This window comes from Marivirga sp. (assembly GCF_035704835.1).
Classification (GTDB): domain Bacteria; phylum Bacteroidota; class Bacteroidia; order Cytophagales; family Cyclobacteriaceae; genus Marivirga.
Genome location: NZ_DASSWQ010000024.1, coordinates 1 through 17725, shown reverse-complemented (window position 1 = coordinate 17725; position 17725 = coordinate 1). Strand labels below are relative to the sequence as shown.

Genomic DNA, 17725 nt, shown 5'->3' with positions numbered 1-17725 from the left:
ACTACATGGTGAAGGATGAAGTAAGCTTGAGGGAGAGAAAGGCTGCAAAGCTTAAATTACTCATTTTAAGTCTTGTGAAAAAATTACTTATCAACCGCAGTTTTAATGATATTCATGTCACTGATATTTGCAGAGAAGCCAATATATCCAAAGTTACTTTCTTTCGGTATTTCCCACAAAAGGAAGATATTTTATTATATTTCATGAGAGTATGGGCCTATGAAGTAAATGTTGAATTGCAGAAGAATCAAATCAAAGGATTAGCAGCGGTGAAGTATATTTATGATAGATATGGTGACCTTTGTGAAAATTACAATTCCTTAATTCTTCATTTTATTAAATATCATGCGGCCTCAACCAAAACACTCAAGCCAATTAGTATTAAGAAGGCAGAAAAAATTGTTCTATTTCCCAATTATGAAGATGCTCATAAAATTGAGGTACTAGCATTTGATAAATTACTTGAAAAATATTTATTGGAAGCAATTTTTAGAACTGATATTACAAAGAGTTCAAATGTGAATGATTTAGTGAGTATGTTATTAACTACAACCTATGGTTCAATATTGGTAGCTAAAATGAAGCAGCTACCAGTCAAGGCTTTATTGAAAAAAAATGTTTTTTCTGTACTAGAAACTTTCTGATTAAATCGTAATCCTCCTTTTTCCTTCATCATTTTTCAGTATTTTTACTGACAAAAATTAAATATGGAAATAACCAAGTTTTTAAAACACAATTACAGACACTTCAATGCTGCTGCATTAATTGATGCTGCAGAAGGCTACAAAAGTCATATAGAATCAGGAAAAAAAATGTTAGTTTCTTTAGCTGGAGCAATGTCTACAGCAGAATTAGGAATATCATTTTCAGAAATGATTCGTCAAGATAAAGTTCAAATTATTAGTTGTACGGGTGCCAATTTGGAAGAAGATTTAATGAACCTAGTGGCACACAGCCATTATAAGAGGGTTCCCAATTATAGAGATCTTACTCCTCAACAAGAATGGGATTTATTGGAAAAGGGTCTGAACAGAGTAACAGACACTTGTATACCTGAAGAAGAAGCATTTAGAAGATTACAGCAACATATTTTTAAAATATGGAAGGAAGCTGAAGAAAACGGGGAACGCTATTTTCCACATGAATTTATGTACAAACTGATAAGGTCAGGTGTACTAGAACAATATTATGAGATCGATCCTAAAAACAGTTGGATGATTGCAGCTGCTGAAAAGAATCTACCTATTATAGTTCCAGGATGGGAAGATAGTACCATGGGTAATATTTTTGCTAGTTATTGTGTGAAAGGTGAGTTAAAACCATCTACCATGAAGTCAGGAATTGAGTATATGACGTACTTGGCAGACTGGTATAAAGAAAATGCAGGAACTGAAGGTGTTGGATTCTTTCAAATAGGAGGTGGAATCGCTGGTGATTTTCCTATTTGTGTAGTACCTATGCTTTATCAAGATTTAGAATATACTGATGTTCCATTTTGGAGCTATTTCTGTCAGATATCTGATTCAACAACTAGTTATGGATCTTATTCTGGAGCAGTACCAAACGAGAAAATTACCTGGGGTAAATTAGATATCGATACACCTAAATTCATTGTTGAATCTGATGCTACCATTGTAGCTCCATTAATTTTTGCAATTGTGTTAGGTCAGTAAACTTAAACATACATTTAAGCTTAAAACCTGTATAAAATCATTTGTACAGGTTTTTATTGCTTAATATTTGAGAATAAATTCCTGTAAGTTGTCAGAACGCTCCATTGTTAGTTTCTTTCTTAATCGGTAGCGCGCAATTTCTACTCCTCTAACAGATATGTTTAAAAGATTGGCAATTTCTTTTGTACTGAGGTTCATTCTTAAATAAGCACTTAATTTCATCTCTTGAGGACTTAGGTCAGGGTAATTGCTCTGCCATCTTTTGATGAAATCACCATGAACTTTATCGAAATGAATGGAAAAATGTTCCCAATCATTATCAGCTGCAATATTTTTATCAATATTTTGTACAACTCGACTGATTTCGTGTTTTACTTCTTGATTTTTACTTCTTTTGGCTATATTATTTAAATGATTTTTAACACTATTGATAAAACTGTTTTTATTAATAAGATGCATTGTAGAAGTTGCCAACTCCTTGTTTTTCAACTGAATTTCAGATTTTAATTTTTCGTTTTTCAAATTTTCAAACTTTTGTTCAGAAGTTTTTAATTCACTATCTATTCTGGTAATTTCTTTTTCCTTTTCTTCTGTTATAATTTCAGTTTTCTTTTTAAATCGAAATTCAAAAGCATAATAAATAATTATTGACAAGACTAACCCTATGAATAAATAAAATCCATAGGCCAAATTTGTTTTATACCATGGCGGTAGGATAGTGAATTCAAATGTAGAGACTTCGCTTGTTTGTCCGTATATATTTTTTGCTTTTACATGAAAATTATATTCTCCAGCTGGAAGATTAGTGTATTCCTTTGAGCTTCTAATACTCCAATCGCTATATGATTTCTCACTATTTTCTAACCAATATTGATATTCATTTTGAAACTGCCCATTCATAAAAGGAGCACTATATTCAAAGTGAATAGAATTTTCTCTATAAGGAATTTTAAGAGTATTATCAGATTGTTCAAAACTTACTGTTCCATCCTGAAATTTTCTTCCATAGGTTAGTATTGAGTCTCGGCTGTTTGAAATGCGAATTTTAGTAAAGATTACATTAAATGAAATATCTTGGAGTTTTTGCTGAGTATTATCAAAGTAAATGAATCCTTCTTTAGCTGCGAAAAGCACTTTGTTAGCTTCCAAAGCAATAATATTGTGTAAGTCATCATTCAACACATTTTTCAATTGATTAAAAACTGCAGTGTGCTTTTTATATTTCCCATTGCTTACCTTTTCCAGTACTCCTGTCTCAGTCATACTTACAAAGTATATATTACCTATAGGGTCTTCAGTAAAGCTTACAAATTGTGTGTTTCCTTCAAAATATGGTGCAAGAAAATTGGAGGGGATAAACTGATCCGTTTCTTTATTATATTCATAAAGCCCATTTTCAGTTGAAAATATTAATTGATTATTGAGGTTCCATACGTTAATTAAGACTTTTGACGGCAAGCCACTCTTTTCACTGTAGTAAGTAGTTTCTACACTATTGAGATCTTCCTTTAGTTTAATTTTATAGACACCTTTATAGCCATGTGTCATCCAGATGTTTCCATCTTCATCTTCTTCCATTACTCGAGATGATTCTTCAAATCCATCTAATTTCCGAATAAATTTTAGTCCAGAGGCTGATTTTTCAAAGAGTGCTAAACCTTTGTAGTTCCCTTGTAAAATCAGGTTAGGATATTTTTTTAAATCTAAGAAAGTCCATGTTCCAGGAATATCAGCTATTGATTTGGCTTTACCATGATCAATTTCAAAAGTGCCTGCATGATGCCCCATTATAATGGAATTATTGATATTTTGAATATTATAGACCTGACCAGAAGTGTTTTCTACTTTTGAATATGTGTTGTTTTGACTATAAATATTTTTGAAATACAGTCCATTATTAGTTCCTAGGTAAAGTGTGTCATTTTTTAACAAAGCATCATAGCCAGTCCCTGGAAGTCCCGATTGTTCATTAAGATGTTTAAAAGGAGAGTTCAAGGCAATAGAGGAAATACCATTATTATGTCCCAGCCACAAATTTCCTTGAATATCTTCATAGACTGAAAGAACTGTTCTGTTTTCAATTCCTTTACCTTTTGTTAAATTGATTTTTATATTTCCTTTCGAATCTAAAATGTACAGTCCTTCATTTTGAGTTCCAACAGCAATTTCGCCAGATTTTAATCTTAAAATTTGATTAATATAGGCTGTTTTAAAAGTTTTTTGAATTTTTCCATTCCAAATAGTTATTCTGCCATCATTTTTAATAAATATTCCATTTTTTAAAGTACTAATTAAGATTTGGTTATTATTCAATTCAATCATTCCACTAATGGTCATTTCCTTGAAAAAACCTCCGTTTAAAGTGCTTTGAATCTTTCCATTTTCTATAATAGATAACCCTCTTTTGGAATGGTTAAGATATAATTGATTGTTGACCATGAAGAAATTATCGGGGTCAGTTTCAGGATCTACGATTTTTTGTAATTTTCCTTTCAAATTATAAATAAAGATTTCATCAAATGTGCAAAATAGGAGCTGATCATTCTTTTTAAAAATTCTCCATGCTTCATCAAATCCTCTATAAGATTTAGGGACACTATCGGCTAAGCTGATGAAGGTGAGTTGCCCTTGCTCATTGGGAATGTAATAACCAAAATCGCCCTGAGATGCTATATAAATCTTCCCATTTGTATCTACAAATACATCTCTATTTTTGGTGCCTGATTCTAATGAATATTTATTCCAATTTGTTCCGTCAAATTCTAAGAGACCAAAATTATTAGCTACATATAACAATCCATCTTTACTCTGAGTAATTTTCCAATTTTGAATTCCACCATGATAATCTTGACTGGAATAATATTTATAAAATGGAAATCCCAGCGTTTGTGCATTTACTAAATATTTAGAAAAAATTAAAGGGAATAGAATAAATAATAAGCGGATTATTGCTCTCATTTTCTTTTTGTTAATAAATTACAATTTAGTAAAAAATGATAATATTGTAGTAATATGGGTGAAAATAGTGTAGTAAAAAACAGTTGATTTGTTAAGTGTGAATATTGCCTCTATTTCATTTATAACCTGTTTTAGGCTGTGATTTGATGTGTTTTTGAGATATAGGTTAAATCAATATGATGTAATTATGATGTATTGATAAAATTTGCATAACATATTAATTATTGCTCATTTGATTATGCTTTTGTGAAAAGCTAAAGAAATTACTTAACTCAAAAATTAAACGACTATGAAGCACATTTTAACCTTAGCTGTAATTCTCCTATTCAGCTTTGTAAGTTTTGCACAGGACAGAACGGTTTCCGGAACGGTTACTGATGAAAATAACTCTCCCATGCCAGGGGTGAATATTATTATCAAAGGAACCTCAGATGGAACTACTACCGATATTGACGGTAATTACAAAGTGAATGTTGGACAAGAAAGTGTTTTAAGATTTAGTTTTATTGGATATTCGACCGTTGAATATCCAGTGAATAGCAGGTCTGTATTGGATGTACAATTAGAGCCTAACTTTGAATCATTGAGCGAAGTAGTGGTGGTTGGATATGGAAGCACCACAAAAAAGGAATTAACAGGGGCGGTCGTGAAAGTAGATGGTTCCAAAATTGAAGAAAGAAATGTTCCCAGAATAGACCAAGCTTTGCAAGGTCAATTAGCTGGAGTTAAAATTTCTACTAATTCTGGAGCGCCAGGTGGTTCGTCTAATATTAGCATAAGAGGTGTGTCCACTAATGGCAACAATTCACCTTTGATTGTAGTAGATGGAATTATATATGAAGCAGACGGATTGAATGCATTGAATCCAAATGATGTTGAATCAATCAATGTATTAAAAGATGGAACAGCTGGTATATATGGTGTAAGAGCAGCGAATGGTGTGATTATAATTGAAACTAAGAAAGGGAAAAAGAACACTAAGCCTTCCTTAAATTTTAGTGGCTATTACGGTGTTCAAAGAACTGCTAAGAAATTAGATCTTTTAAATGCTACAGAGTATGCGATTTTAAAAAATGAGGCTTTTGTGGCTGGCAATCAAACTCCCCCTTTCAACAATACTAACTTAGGTGAAGGGACCGATTGGCAAGATTTGGTTTTTAGAGATGCTCCTATTCAAAATTATAATTTAAGTGTAAGTGGTGGTACTGATAAGACTACTTATAACGTAGGTGGCTCGTACTTTGGGCAAGAGGGTATTGTAGGAGGAGAAAAAGCTTTCTTTGAACGTTATAATGCCAGAGTGAATTTCACAACTGAAATTCTGCCAAAATTGAAACTTACAAATGTGTTATTATATACTAATGAATATAGTAAAACCATTCCACAAGGTGGAATAGGATCGGTATTGTACAACGCTACCAATGCCTATCCAACAGAACCATTAAGAACTGATGGAAGATATTCCTACCTAATTAATGTGGCAGATATTATAAATCCAGTTGCTCAATTAGAGAATACATACAATGATACAAGAGTTAATAAACTTGTAGGAAAACAAGAACTTACATATGATATTACTGATAAATTATCAGCCAATGCGAGAATTGGATATACCTATTCGCTTGTTGATTTTAAACAATTCAATCCATTGGTATGGTATGGAAATGGAAAGAATCAAAATAGCGCAATTAATGAAAATTTAGATCCGAGAACAACTTTGATAGGTGAACAAGTTGGTGGTGTTCTTTTGGAGCGTGGTGCAAGTGTAACAGAATCAAGAACAACCTATTTAGATTATCTTTTTGAGGGTTTTGTGAACTATGAAACGCAAATAGGGAGTTTGCATAATATTAAATCTACAGTTGGTTTATCTTTAAATGAGACTTCATTTCAGTCTCTTTCTGGAACAGCATTTAATATTCCCAATAACTCGCTAGATTTAGCTGATATTTCTACCAACCAAGCAGTAAGTGGTTATTTGAACCAAGTAAGTTCAGGACAAAATGTGGATAGATTAAATTCATTATTTTTAAGAGGGGAATATGATTATGGTAAAAAGTATTTATTCTCGGGTATAATAAGAAGAGATGGTTCTACCAGATTCGGTTCAAATAACAGATTTGGTTATTTTGGTTCGTTATCGGGAGCATGGGTGTTGTCAGATGAAAGTTTTTTTAATGTAGATGCAATTGATTTTGCCAAATTAAGAGTAAGTCACGGATGGTCAGGAAATGACCGAATTCAACCTTATGTGTATAGAGCCAATCTTGGTGGGGAAGCACAATATGTTTTTGATAATACGATTGTAAATGGCGTTGCAATAGGAATTGCACCTAACCCAAGTTTACAATGGGAATCAACCCAACAATCTAACATTGGATTAGATTTATCTTTGTTTAATAGCATTGATATCGGAGCTAACTATTTTATTAAAACGACTCAGAATTTATTAATACAAGCTCAGGCATCAGCAATATTAGGAACTTATGGTCCTGGAAGTGCTCCACCATTTGTAAATGCTGGTACTGTTCAAAATAGAGGAGTAGAGTTAGATTTTAATTATGAATTTAGACCTACTGATGATTTCAGCTTGAACGTTAATTATAACTTCACTTATTTACAAAATGAAGTAACAGAACTTCCTGCAGGAACTGATTTCCTTCCAGGAGTAGGGTTTGGTGTAGGTGGAAATACGGCAACTAGATTTGAAGCAGGATTTCCGGTTGGCTATTTCATAGGGTTTGAAACAGATGGGATTTGGCAAACCGCGGAAGAAATAGCTTCTAGTCCTGTTGTTCAACCAGAAGCTCAACCAGGAGATTTGAAATTTGTTGACCAAAATGGTGATGGTGTAATTAGCTTTGGTGATAATTCAGATCGAACCATGCTAGGCTCTCCTAATCCTGATTTCATTATGGGATTAAATTTAAATGCTAGATTCAAAGGTTTTGATTTAACTGCAAATATAACTTCGGTCATTGGAAACGAAATCATCAGAAATTACGAGAGACAACAGCCTTACGCAAATCAATTAGCATATAATATCAATAGATGGACAGGAGAAGGTTCTACCAATGAATATCCGAGATTAACAACAGGTAGAACAAGAAATAATGAGTTCTCAGACTTTTATGTGGAAGATGGTTCCTTTGTGAGAGTTCGAAATATTCAAGTTGGATACAATTTGCCGAGCAACATATGTGAAAGAATGAATATGACAAGCATGCGGATTTACATTGGATCACTTAATCCTTTTACCCTTACAAAGTATATGGGTTATGATCCAGACATTAGTTCGGCTAACCCTTTAGCGAGAGGAGTTGATTATGGTCAATATCCTCAAGCCAAATCATTGATGGGTGGTTTTAATATTAAATTTTAAATAACGATATCATGAGATTATATAATAAAATATTCATTTTTTTTATACTGCTTTCGGGTGGTGTAATCTTCAATGCTTGCGATGATAGGCTTGATTTGGAACCATTGTACGCGCAAGATGCAGACTCATATTTCAATACGCCAGAAGATTATAATCGTGCATTGATAGGTGCTTACGATTTAATGCAGACTTCTTACTTAAATCTATGGATTGGTGAAATTGCGTCAGATAATGCAATTGCAGGTGGGGAAAGTGTTAATGACACGCAAGGATTACATGAAATTGAATCCATGACACATAATGCTGTTAATAATGAATTGAGAAGTGTTTTTCAATTCAATTATGCAGGAGTAACAAGAACCAATTACTTATTCATTAATCAAGATAACATTGATTTTGCTGGTAAAGAAGTATTGTTTGGTGAGGCTCATTTCCTTAGAGCTTATTATTATTTTCAGTTGGTGAAATATTTTGGTGATGTACCATTAATAATTGATAGATTTTTAGGTGCTGATGAAGTGAATACTATTGGTAGAACACCAGCAGCCGAAGTTTATGCTCAAATTGAATCTGATTTATTGCAGGCTTCAGAAAGTTTGGAATGGACGGTTTCAGTTGAAGGTAGAGTTACAAAAGGAGCAGCACTCGCATTATTAGGAAGAGTATATCTTTATCAGGATAAATTTCAAGAAGCTTCAGAAGTATTAGAAAGAGTTATTATGGAGGGTCCATACAGTTTAATTACTACTACCACAAGTGAAGAATATGCAGATCTGTTTAGTGTCAATCAGGAAGGAAATTCAGAATCCGTTTTTGAAATTCAATATTCTGGTCAAGAGGGTGGTTCTTATGATTGTATTGTTTGCTTAGAAGGTTTTGCGGCAGTAGGTTTTCAGGGTATCAGACAATATGACGGACCAGTTTACGGGGATGGTAATAGTTATAATTTACCAACTGCAGATTTATATAATGCATTTGATGCCGCTGATATAAGACAAGATGGAACCGTTCTAAATTTAGATGAGTTCATAAGTGAACAACCTAACCCTGATGAAATTTCTTATGCAATTGGGGGAGGTGGTCATACTGGCTTTTATAACAATAAATACATTAAAAGACTGGATGAATTAGGACTACCTGATACTGACTTGACTAGTCCAGTTAATTACAGACTTATTAGGCTTCCAGATGTTTATTTAATGGCTGCTGAAGCGTTTAATAGAAAGGCTGGACCAGAAGATGCAAAGGCCTTAGGATATTTAAATGACGTAAGAGAGCGAGTAGGAATGCCTACTTTAAATTTAGCAGGAGCGCAATTAACAGAAGCAATTTGGAATGAACGTAGATTAGAACTTTCTGGAGAAGGATTTAGATTCTGGGATTTAGTGAGAACTGGAAGGGCTGCTGAAGAAATTGACGGATTTGTGGCTGGTAGACATGAATTATTCCCTATTCCACAGATAGAAATTGATCTAGCAGGTGGAAACTGGGATCAGAATCCTAATTATTAACCAAGAAATTAATATTACTAATATGAAAAAGTATATAATCAATTTATTCATACTCTCATTACTTATAGGCTTTTCGGCTTGTAATGAGGAGTTTGTACTTGAAGAAGCACCTTCTGCAGCAGAAGCTGAATTTGAGGTGACACAATCTTCAAAAGGTGAGAATTATGTAGTCCTATCCAATTCGTCAACAGGATTTATTAAAAAATGGGATTTCGGTAATGGAGCAAGTGCAGAAGGTAGCGAAGTGGAAGCATATTTTCCATTTGAAGGTGAATATGAAGTAACCTTAACAGTGTATTCCAGCGGAGGCTCTGTTAGCTCTTCCCAAACCTTGGATATAACAAGTACTGATCCATCCATATGTAATGTAGAATTTTTAGAATTACTAACTGGAGGTTGTGACCAACCCGAAGGAAAAACTTGGGTTATTGATGCTGAACGTGCAGGTCATTTTGGTGTAGGCCCGCCAAATGCTGCAGGTCCTGATTATTATGCGGCAGCAGCTAACGAAAAAGTTGGTGGTGGTCTTTATAATGATGAATACACATTTATACTTAATAATTACCAATTTGTTCAAGAGATGAATGGAGACGTTTATCTTAATCCTGCTCAAGGTTCAAACTTTACAGGAGCTGTGGAATCTCCGGTAGGAGATCTTATTGCGCCATATGAAGCACCAGAGAACATTAATTACTCGTTTTCAGAAGATGCAGCAGGTAATCCTGTAATTAGTTTTAATAATAATGGTTTTATTGGATATAACACAGGAGTTAGTACCTACACAATTCTTTCCATATCGGAAAATGAAATGTTTATTCGTTTTAACGATGCTTCTACCCCTGATTTGTCATGGTTTCATCGATTAATAAGGAAAGGGTATGCACCAATTGCAGCGAATTTCACAAGTGCAGTTACAGAATTAACAGTAAACTTCACCAATACTTCTTTAAATGCAGAAACGTATATGTGGGATTTTGGGGATGGAACGACAAGCACAGAAGAAAATCCTACTCACACTTATGCAGCTGATGGTACTTACCCTGTAACTTTAACAGCAACCGGTCCAGGACAATCTGCTACTGTTACCCAAGAGGTAACTGTCTCAGCGGCACCTAAAGAATTCCCTTTTACTTTTGAAGAAAGTAATGTACAATTCGGTGAATTTGGAGGAAGTGTTTTCAGTGTAATAGATAATCCGGATCCTTCAGGGATAAATACTTCCTCTCGAGTAGGTCAATTCCAGAAGGGAACAGAATTTTCATTTGCTGGATTAGCGTTATTATTAGATGAGCCAGTCGATTTTTCTGAAAATACTACTTTATCCATGAAAATTTGGTCTCCGGTTGCTACCAATGCAATATTGAAATTAGAAGTTGCAGGAGATCCCAATACTTTTACGGAACAAAATGTTAGTATTCCTGTGGCAAATGAATGGGTAGAATTAACTTTTGATTTTTCAGGAGCTCAAAATAATCTTCGTAATCTGGTGATTTTTGCAGATACTGAAAATAACAACGGTGGTACTTTCTACATTGATGATATAGGATTTGCGACAGAAACTGCTAATGAAATTACGTTAGACCTTTTGACTGGTGAAAATCAAAAAGCATGGAAATTACAAGCTGGCCCAGGTTCTTTCGGAGTAGGCCCAGCAAGAGGTAGCGATGCTTTTTTCCCTAATGGTGCCGATATTTCTGGTGACAGACCTTGTTTATTTAATGACCAATTCATTTTCAAAACCGGCGGTCAGTATGAATATAATACCTTGGGTGATATTTATGCAGAAGGATATATGGGAATTGCCGAAGGTTGCACAGATGATACGGCATTAGAAGGTACAGATGCAGCAGCGTGGGGTCCTGGAAGACATTCTTTCTCTTTAACCCCAGCTACCGAAACAGAGCCTGCTTACATTACAGTAAGAGGAACTGGAGCTTTTATAGCTTTACCGAAAGCGTTTAATGGCGGAGAATATCAATCAGCTCCACCAAATATGGATGCTGCCGTTACGTATGAAGTAATCGATTATACAAAAGATGCTTCAGGAGAGACTCTGTCATTGGCAATAGATGTTGCAGGTGATGGTTCAGTATGGTGGAACTTTGTATTAGTTCCTGCAAATTAAGTGAGAAATGAAGTGGGGGTATTTCTCTCACTTCATTTTTTAATTATGGTTATTAAGATTACTTATAGTTTAAGATAAAGTAAAATGATATTAAGATTTCAAACTCTATTATTTACATTTTTGCTCATTGCTTGCGAACCTATGGAACCAGAAATGGCTGCTCTAAGTCCAAGTAATCTATCATTTGAAGTTATGATTGATGAAAGTATTTCCAATAGAGTGACCGTTGAGGCAACAGCGGATGATGTAAATTACTATATGTTTTCATTTGGCGATGGTTCTGAAAAACTAAGGGAAAACAGTGGAACTGTAACCTATTCCTATGAAGAAGCTGGAACTTATACTATTGAGGTTTATGCACACACTACTGCCGATGTTTTCATATCAGAAACGAAAAATGTAGAAATTACAGTAGAGCAAACTTCTGATTTTGAAGATGAGGGTTTTGTCTCTCCTACAGAATATGCAGGATATGAATTAGTTTGGCAAGATGAGTTTGAAGCAAATGAATTATCAAATGACTACACCTTTGAAACTGGTACTGGTAGCAATGGTTGGGGAAATAATGAATCCCAATATTATAGAGAACAAAATACTCGATTGGAACAAGGCTATCTGATAATCCAAGCTAAGGAAGAAAATTTCGGAGGAAGTGATTATACTTCTTCAAGAATCATTACGGAAGGTAAGAGAGAATTTAAATATGGTCGATTTGATATTAGAGCTAAAATGCCATATGGTCAAGGTATTTGGCCTGCCATTTGGATGTTAGGTGCAAATTTTAGAGAAGTTGGCTGGCCAAACTGTGGGGAAATTGATATCATGGAAATGATTGGGGGACAGGGCAGAGAAAGCACAGTTCATGGCACTGTTCATTGGCAAAGTAATGAAGGTTATGCCAATTATGGACATAGTAAAACCCTTCAAGGCGAGACTTTAGCAGAACAGTTTCATGTTTTTTCTATCATTTGGGATGATAATTCAATTGAATGGTTAATTGATAATCAATCCTATGGCTCAATAGATACCACTCCGTCTCATTTAGATGAATTTAGAGAAGAATTTTTCTTTATATTTAATGTAGCCGTAGGGGGTAACTGGCCCCAGTATCCTGATGAAACCACTGAATTCCCACAGGAAATGTGGATAGATTATATCCGAGTGTTTCAGCAGCCATAACTTTTATATCCGCCCACAACCATAAAATTTAATGAACATGATACGATTTTTCTGGAATTTTATATGGATTTCTATTGCCTTAACTTTTTTAAATTCGTGCTCAAATCCACAGGGAGAATCCAAGTCGCGAAGTATAATAGAAACTAGGGTTGATTCTGTTCTTTCCTTGATGACGCTGGAAGAAAAAGTTGGTCAGTTAAACCAATATAGTTTAGGAAGTGAATTCACAGGTCCTGGCAATAAAAAAGGACAAGATAGTATTCGTTATCAGCAATTGATTTCTGGTCAAGTTGGTTCTGTTCTTAATTTATTGGGTACAGCTAATACACGAAAAATGCAAGAATTAGTCGTTAAGAATTCACGATTAGGAATTCCTTTGCTATTTGCATATGATGTAATACACGGTTATAAAACCATGTTTCCAATCCCTTTAGCTGAAAGTAGTTCATGGAATTTAGAGTTGATGCAAAAAACTGCACAAGCTGCAGGAGCAGAGGCAGCCGCTTCAGGTTTGCATTGGACTTTTGCGCCTATGATTGATGTAACCGTTGATGCTCGCTGGGGAAGAGTAATGGAAGGAGCAGGAGAAGATCCTTATTTGCAGTCTGAAATAGCAAAAGCCAGAATAAGAGGCTTTCAAGGTAATGATTTAAGCCATAATAAAACGATAGCCGCAACTGCCAAGCATTTTGCAGGATATGGTTTTGCCGAAAGTGGAAAAGACTATAATACAGTCAATATCAATCAATACATTTTGCATAATCATATATTACCGCCTTTCAAAGCAGCAGTAGAAGCTAATGTCGCTAGTTTTATGAATGCTTTTAATGATATCAATGCTGTTCCAGCCACAGCAAATAAATACTTGTTACAAGATATTCTTCGAGAAGAGTGGGGATATGATGGAGTAGTCGTATCTGATTGGAATTCTATTGGGGAGTTGGTAAATCATAGGGTCAGTCCAGATTTAAGAGATGCTGCCAAAAAAGCTATTATAGCGGGAAGTGAAATCGATATGGAAGGAAATGCCTACGTACAAAACCTTTCAGATTTAGTTGAAAATGGGGAAATTGATGAAGCTCTAATTAATGATGCCGTTCGTCATGTTTTAAGATTAAAATTTGAACTTGGTCTTTTTGAAGATCCTTATAAATATTCAGATGAAAAGCGGGAAAAGGAAATTGTAGGAAATCAACAGCATCATGAGTTGTCTGAGCAAATGGCTAAGGAGTCTATTGTTCTGTTAAAAAATGATCGGAATATTTTACCCCTTAAGAATTTTAAGACTATTGCAGTAATAGGACCATTAGCTAAAGATAAAGACACTCCACTAGGAAATTGGAGAGCTCAAGCAGTTGAAAACTCAGCTGTTTCATTATATGAAGGATTAGAAAAAGCTTTGCCTTCCGATACTAAGTTAAATTATGCAGAGGGTGTAAAGTTATCTATTGGTCCTAATAACTTTTTTCAGGAACAAGTTATCAATGAGGAGGATCGTTCTGGATTTCAGGAAGCCAAGCTATTGGCTCAAAATTCTGACTTAGTGATTATGGCGTTAGGTGAAACTGCTTACATGTCAGGAGAGGGTAGAAGTAGAGCAAATATTGGATTACCTGGGTTACAAAAAGAGTTATTAAAAGAAATAGAGGCGATTAATCCAAATATTGTTTTAGTGTTGATGAACGGCCGCCCATTAGAATTGACATGGGAAAATGAGCATATTCCTGTCATATTGGAAGCTTGGCATTTAGGGCAAAGAGCTGGTACCGCCATTGCAGAAACTTTAATTGGAAAGAATAATCCTTCTGGTAAGTTAACTATGAGCTTTCCACGTCATGTAGGACAACTCCCAATTTATTATAACCATAAAACCACTGGTAGGCCATCAACTGCTCCAGGGCAAGTTTTTTATAGTCACCATACTGACGTTGATAATTCACCACTTTATCCATTTGGATACGGACTGAGTTACTCGGAATTCGAATATAGCGAAGTAGAATTATCACAAAAATCAATGACTGAGGAGGATAGTATTACGGTATCATTGTCCGTTACTAATATCAGTGAAATTGACGGTCAAGAGATTGTTCAGCTTTATATTCAGGATTTAGTGGCTGAGGAAACCCCACCAGTAAAATCTTTAAAAGCATTCCAAAAGCTAAAAATTAAGGCAGGAGAATCTGTTAAAATCAATTTTACTATCCAAAAAGACATGCTTTCATATTATAAATCAAATGGAGAGGTCGCATTAGAAAAGGGAAAATTTAAAGTCTATGTAGGGGCTAACTCTACAGTTCAAAACCACAAAGAATTTAGTTTAAAATGAAGTATATATATGCAATAGGACTTTTATTCATTTTTATTCAATGTACACAAAAGGATAAAAATTTAATTTGGTCAGAAGAATTTGAAGGGAATGGATTGCCAAGTGAAAATAGATGGACTATTACGGAAGGTAATGGATGTCCTGAATTGTGTGGTTTTGGAAATAATGAAGCACAATTTTATACCAAAAGCGCAGAAAATCTAATTGTAGAAGATGGTAAACTAATCATTACTGCCTTAAAAGATGAGCAAAAAGGATTCACATCAGCAAAAATAAGTACTAAAAATCATGGCGATTGGCAATACGGTTACTTTGAAATCAGAGCAAAACTACCCAAAGGAAAAGGTTCTTGGCCAGCCATCTGGATGTTACCAACTATAGATGGTAAAATGCAATGGCCAAGAGATGGAGAAATTGATATTATGGAGTATGTGGGCTATAATCCAGGAACTGTTTATGGTACTATCCACACGGAAAGTTATAATCATGTAAAAGGAACTGAAAAATCTGATTCCATAAAATTAGATGATGCAAGCGAAGCCTTTCATATCTATGCTATTCATTGGACGGACCAGAAAATTGAATGGTTGGTAGATGGAAAACCCTATCATGCAGTTTATAAAAATGGAGATGGGAAAGCAGGCTGGCCCTTTGATAATGAGTTTCATTTAATTTTAAATCTGGCAGTAGGTGGAAACTGGGGTGGGAAGTATGGAATTGATGAAGAAAGCTTTCCTCAGAAATTTGTGATTGATTACGTAAGAGTCTATTCACAAAAACCTGATTTATGACATAATTAAAACATAGGTGATTAAAATTTACACTGGCAATAAAATTTACGGTATTTTGATATCTGAACATCAATTATTTTTGGTAATATAGCTTTTCACATAAAACTACTCTTGAAAATGTCAAAAAAGGGACTTTTAATTTTGATAGCAGCCGTAGCCGCCTTAGGTGGTCTATTATTTGGTTATGATACTGGCGTAATCAATGGAGCGCAGTTCTATTTCAGTAAATATTTTGAATTAGATGCCTGGATGAAAGGTTGGGTAGTAGGAAGTGCTTTAATTGGTTGTTTGGTGGGTGCTCTTTCAGCAGGTTATATTACTACCAAGATAGGTCGAAAAGCAGCGCTTATTATATCTGCAGTTCTATTTACGGTTTCTGCGCTAGGATCAGGCCTACCTGCATTTATGCAGCAATCGGTAGATTTATTAGTAGTTTTCAGAATTATCGGAGGATTGGGTATTGGCTTGGCTTCCATGGCAGCACCTACTTACATTGCAGAAATCTCGCCTAAAGATAAAAGAGGTATTTTAGTAACATTTTACCAATTAGCCGTAGTAACTGGTTTTTTTGTAGTCTTTTTAGCTACCTATTATATTGGAGAAGGGAATACCCCACAGGAAAATATTGAAACAGGTTGGAGATGGATGTTTTGGTCAGAATTAATTCCGTGTTCAATTTTCTTAATCCTGACGTTTTTTATACCTCGAAGCCCTAGGTGGCTTGTTTTGGTGGGTAAAGAGGAAGAGGCCCTAAAAGTTTTAAATACACTACATGAAAAAGAGGAAGCCCAGAAGGAAATAGATGAAATTAAATCTTCATTAAATAAAGAACGTAAAACGCAGCTAAAGGGGGCATCGGCATTACAAAAATCAGTAATTCCAATCATTGTTATAGGTTCTGTATTGTCTTTATTACAGCAATTCACAGGAATAAATGCAGTATTATATTATGGAGGCGACATTTTTGAAAAAGCTTTAGGCTTTACCCAAGAAGATGTTTTAGCGCAACAAATTTTACTTGGTGCAGTAAATTTTGTATTTACCTTCCTAGCAATGTTTACGGTCGATAAATTAGGAAGAAAGCCATTAATTTATATCGGAGCGGTTGGCATGATTTTAGGTTTTCTTTTCTTAGGTGGTTCTTTATATTTTGATGCTGTAGGTCTTATATCCCTGATTGGAATATTGTTATTTATAGGAGCTTTTGCCATGAGTATGGGGCCAGTTACCTGGGTTTTGCTTTCAGAAATGTTTCCTAACAAAATAAGAAGTACAGCCATGTCAATAGCAGTCGCAATCCAGTGGGCGGGTAATTTTTTAGTATCCCTCACTTTTCCAATTATTGTTGAAAGTGATGCAAATGCAAGAGGAACAGGTTTTTGGAATGGTGCATTGCCCTACGTGATTTTTATTGCTTTTATTGTTTTTCTAATTTTCTTTACAAAGAAATATATTATCGAAACTAAAGGGAAAAGTTTGGAACAATTGGAAGGTATTTGGGCTGAAAAGTATGGTAAAATCGAATCTTAATTATTCTTTTTTTCTGACTAATTGGAGCTCGAAAATTCTTTTCGAGCTTTTTTTGAAACTTTTTTTTTGAACTATTCAAATAAGCAGTACTAAACAATAAATTTATTATTTAGTCGACCCTTAAAAACTATTTAATACATTGATTATCAATTATTTAATTAATAAAAAGCTTTGATTTTTTTGCAAGTTTTCGTATTTTTCTGACAGAAACCTTGCAAATATTGATGCATGAAACCCATTAAAAAAGCTC

At 34.5% G+C, this 17725-nt stretch carries 10 protein-coding genes; 9 read left to right on the top strand and 1 reads right to left on the bottom strand.

Annotated elements, in window-relative coordinates:
* The first annotated feature begins 5 nt into the window (after nt 1-5).
* Both VFM92_RS04685 and VFM92_RS04680 read left to right on the top strand, forming a co-directional pair.
* On the top strand, nt 6-644 hold the full coding sequence (locus VFM92_RS04685) for a TetR/AcrR family transcriptional regulator (protein ID WP_325121034.1): 639 nt from the start codon (nt 6-8) through the stop codon (nt 642-644).
* A gap of 63 nt (nt 645-707) precedes the next feature.
* Nucleotides 708-1673, top strand: a complete 966-nt coding sequence (locus VFM92_RS04680; RefSeq protein ID WP_325121033.1) for a deoxyhypusine synthase family protein — start codon at nt 708-710, stop codon at nt 1671-1673.
* Nucleotides 1674-1733: 60 nt separating this feature from the next.
* On the opposite strand, the gene VFM92_RS04675 is transcribed toward VFM92_RS04680, so the two are convergent.
* Nucleotides 1734-4631, bottom strand: a complete 2898-nt coding sequence (locus tag VFM92_RS04675; protein WP_325121032.1) for a two-component regulator propeller domain-containing protein — start codon at nt 4629-4631, stop codon at nt 1734-1736.
* A gap of 289 nt (nt 4632-4920) precedes the next feature.
* On the opposite strand from VFM92_RS04675, the gene VFM92_RS04670 reads away from it, so the two are divergent.
* The 7 genes from VFM92_RS04670 to VFM92_RS04640 all read left to right on the top strand — a co-directional run bounded on the left by VFM92_RS04670 (nt 4921) and on the right by VFM92_RS04640 (nt 17475).
* Entirely contained in the window at nt 4921-8013 is a 3093-nt protein-coding gene (locus tag VFM92_RS04670) for a TonB-dependent receptor (RefSeq protein WP_325121031.1), read from the top strand.
* Between the two features lie 11 nt (nt 8014-8024).
* Nucleotides 8025-9524, top strand: a complete 1500-nt coding sequence (locus VFM92_RS04665) for a RagB/SusD family nutrient uptake outer membrane protein (protein WP_325121030.1) — start codon at nt 8025-8027, stop codon at nt 9522-9524.
* 22 nt (nt 9525-9546) lie between these two features.
* Nucleotides 9547-11649: a PKD domain-containing protein gene (locus tag VFM92_RS04660; protein WP_325121029.1), complete on the top strand. Its 2103-nt coding sequence runs from the start codon at nt 9547-9549 to the stop codon at nt 11647-11649.
* Between the two features lie 84 nt (nt 11650-11733).
* Nucleotides 11734-12828 (top strand): family 16 glycosylhydrolase, encoded by a 1095-nt coding sequence (locus VFM92_RS04655; RefSeq protein WP_325121028.1) that lies wholly within the window; start codon nt 11734-11736, stop codon nt 12826-12828.
* Nucleotides 12829-12865: 37 nt separating this feature from the next.
* Nucleotides 12866-15154, top strand: coding sequence for a beta-glucosidase BglX (gene bglX / locus VFM92_RS04650; RefSeq protein ID WP_325121027.1), 2289 nt, complete (start codon nt 12866-12868; stop codon nt 15152-15154).
* On the top strand, nt 15151-15945 hold the full coding sequence (locus VFM92_RS04645; RefSeq protein WP_325121026.1) for a glycoside hydrolase family 16 protein: 795 nt from the start codon (nt 15151-15153) through the stop codon (nt 15943-15945). Before bglX ends, VFM92_RS04645 begins: the two co-directional genes overlap by 4 nt.
* Nucleotides 15946-16056: 111 nt before the next feature.
* A complete protein-coding gene (locus tag VFM92_RS04640; protein ID WP_325121025.1) occupies nt 16057-17475 on the top strand; it encodes a sugar porter family MFS transporter in 1419 nt (472 codons plus the stop codon).
* Nucleotides 17476-17725: the final 250 nt, after the last annotated feature.

Excerpts from the sequence above, each read along its gene's own strand:
- VFM92_RS04665 (WP_325121030.1), top strand. The coding sequence starts at position 8,025 with ATGAGATTATATAATAAAATATTCATTTTTTTTATACTGCTTTCGGGT.
- VFM92_RS04680 (WP_325121033.1), top strand. The coding sequence starts at position 708 with ATGGAAATAACCAAGTTTTTAAAACACAATTACAGACACTTCAATGCT.
- VFM92_RS04645 (WP_325121026.1), top strand. The coding sequence starts at position 15,151 with ATGAAGTATATATATGCAATAGGACTTTTATTCATTTTTATTCAATGT.
- bglX (WP_325121027.1), top strand. The coding sequence starts at position 12,866 with ATGATACGATTTTTCTGGAATTTTATATGGATTTCTATTGCCTTAACT.
- VFM92_RS04655 (WP_325121028.1), top strand. The coding sequence starts at position 11,734 with ATGATATTAAGATTTCAAACTCTATTATTTACATTTTTGCTCATTGCT.
- VFM92_RS04670 (WP_325121031.1), top strand. The coding sequence starts at position 4,921 with ATGAAGCACATTTTAACCTTAGCTGTAATTCTCCTATTCAGCTTTGTA.
- VFM92_RS04660 (WP_325121029.1), top strand. The coding sequence starts at position 9,547 with ATGAAAAAGTATATAATCAATTTATTCATACTCTCATTACTTATAGGC.
- VFM92_RS04685 (WP_325121034.1), top strand. The coding sequence starts at position 6 with ATGGTGAAGGATGAAGTAAGCTTGAGGGAGAGAAAGGCTGCAAAGCTT.
- VFM92_RS04675 (WP_325121032.1), bottom strand. The coding sequence starts at position 4,631 with ATGAGAGCAATAATCCGCTTATTATTTATTCTATTCCCTTTAATTTTT.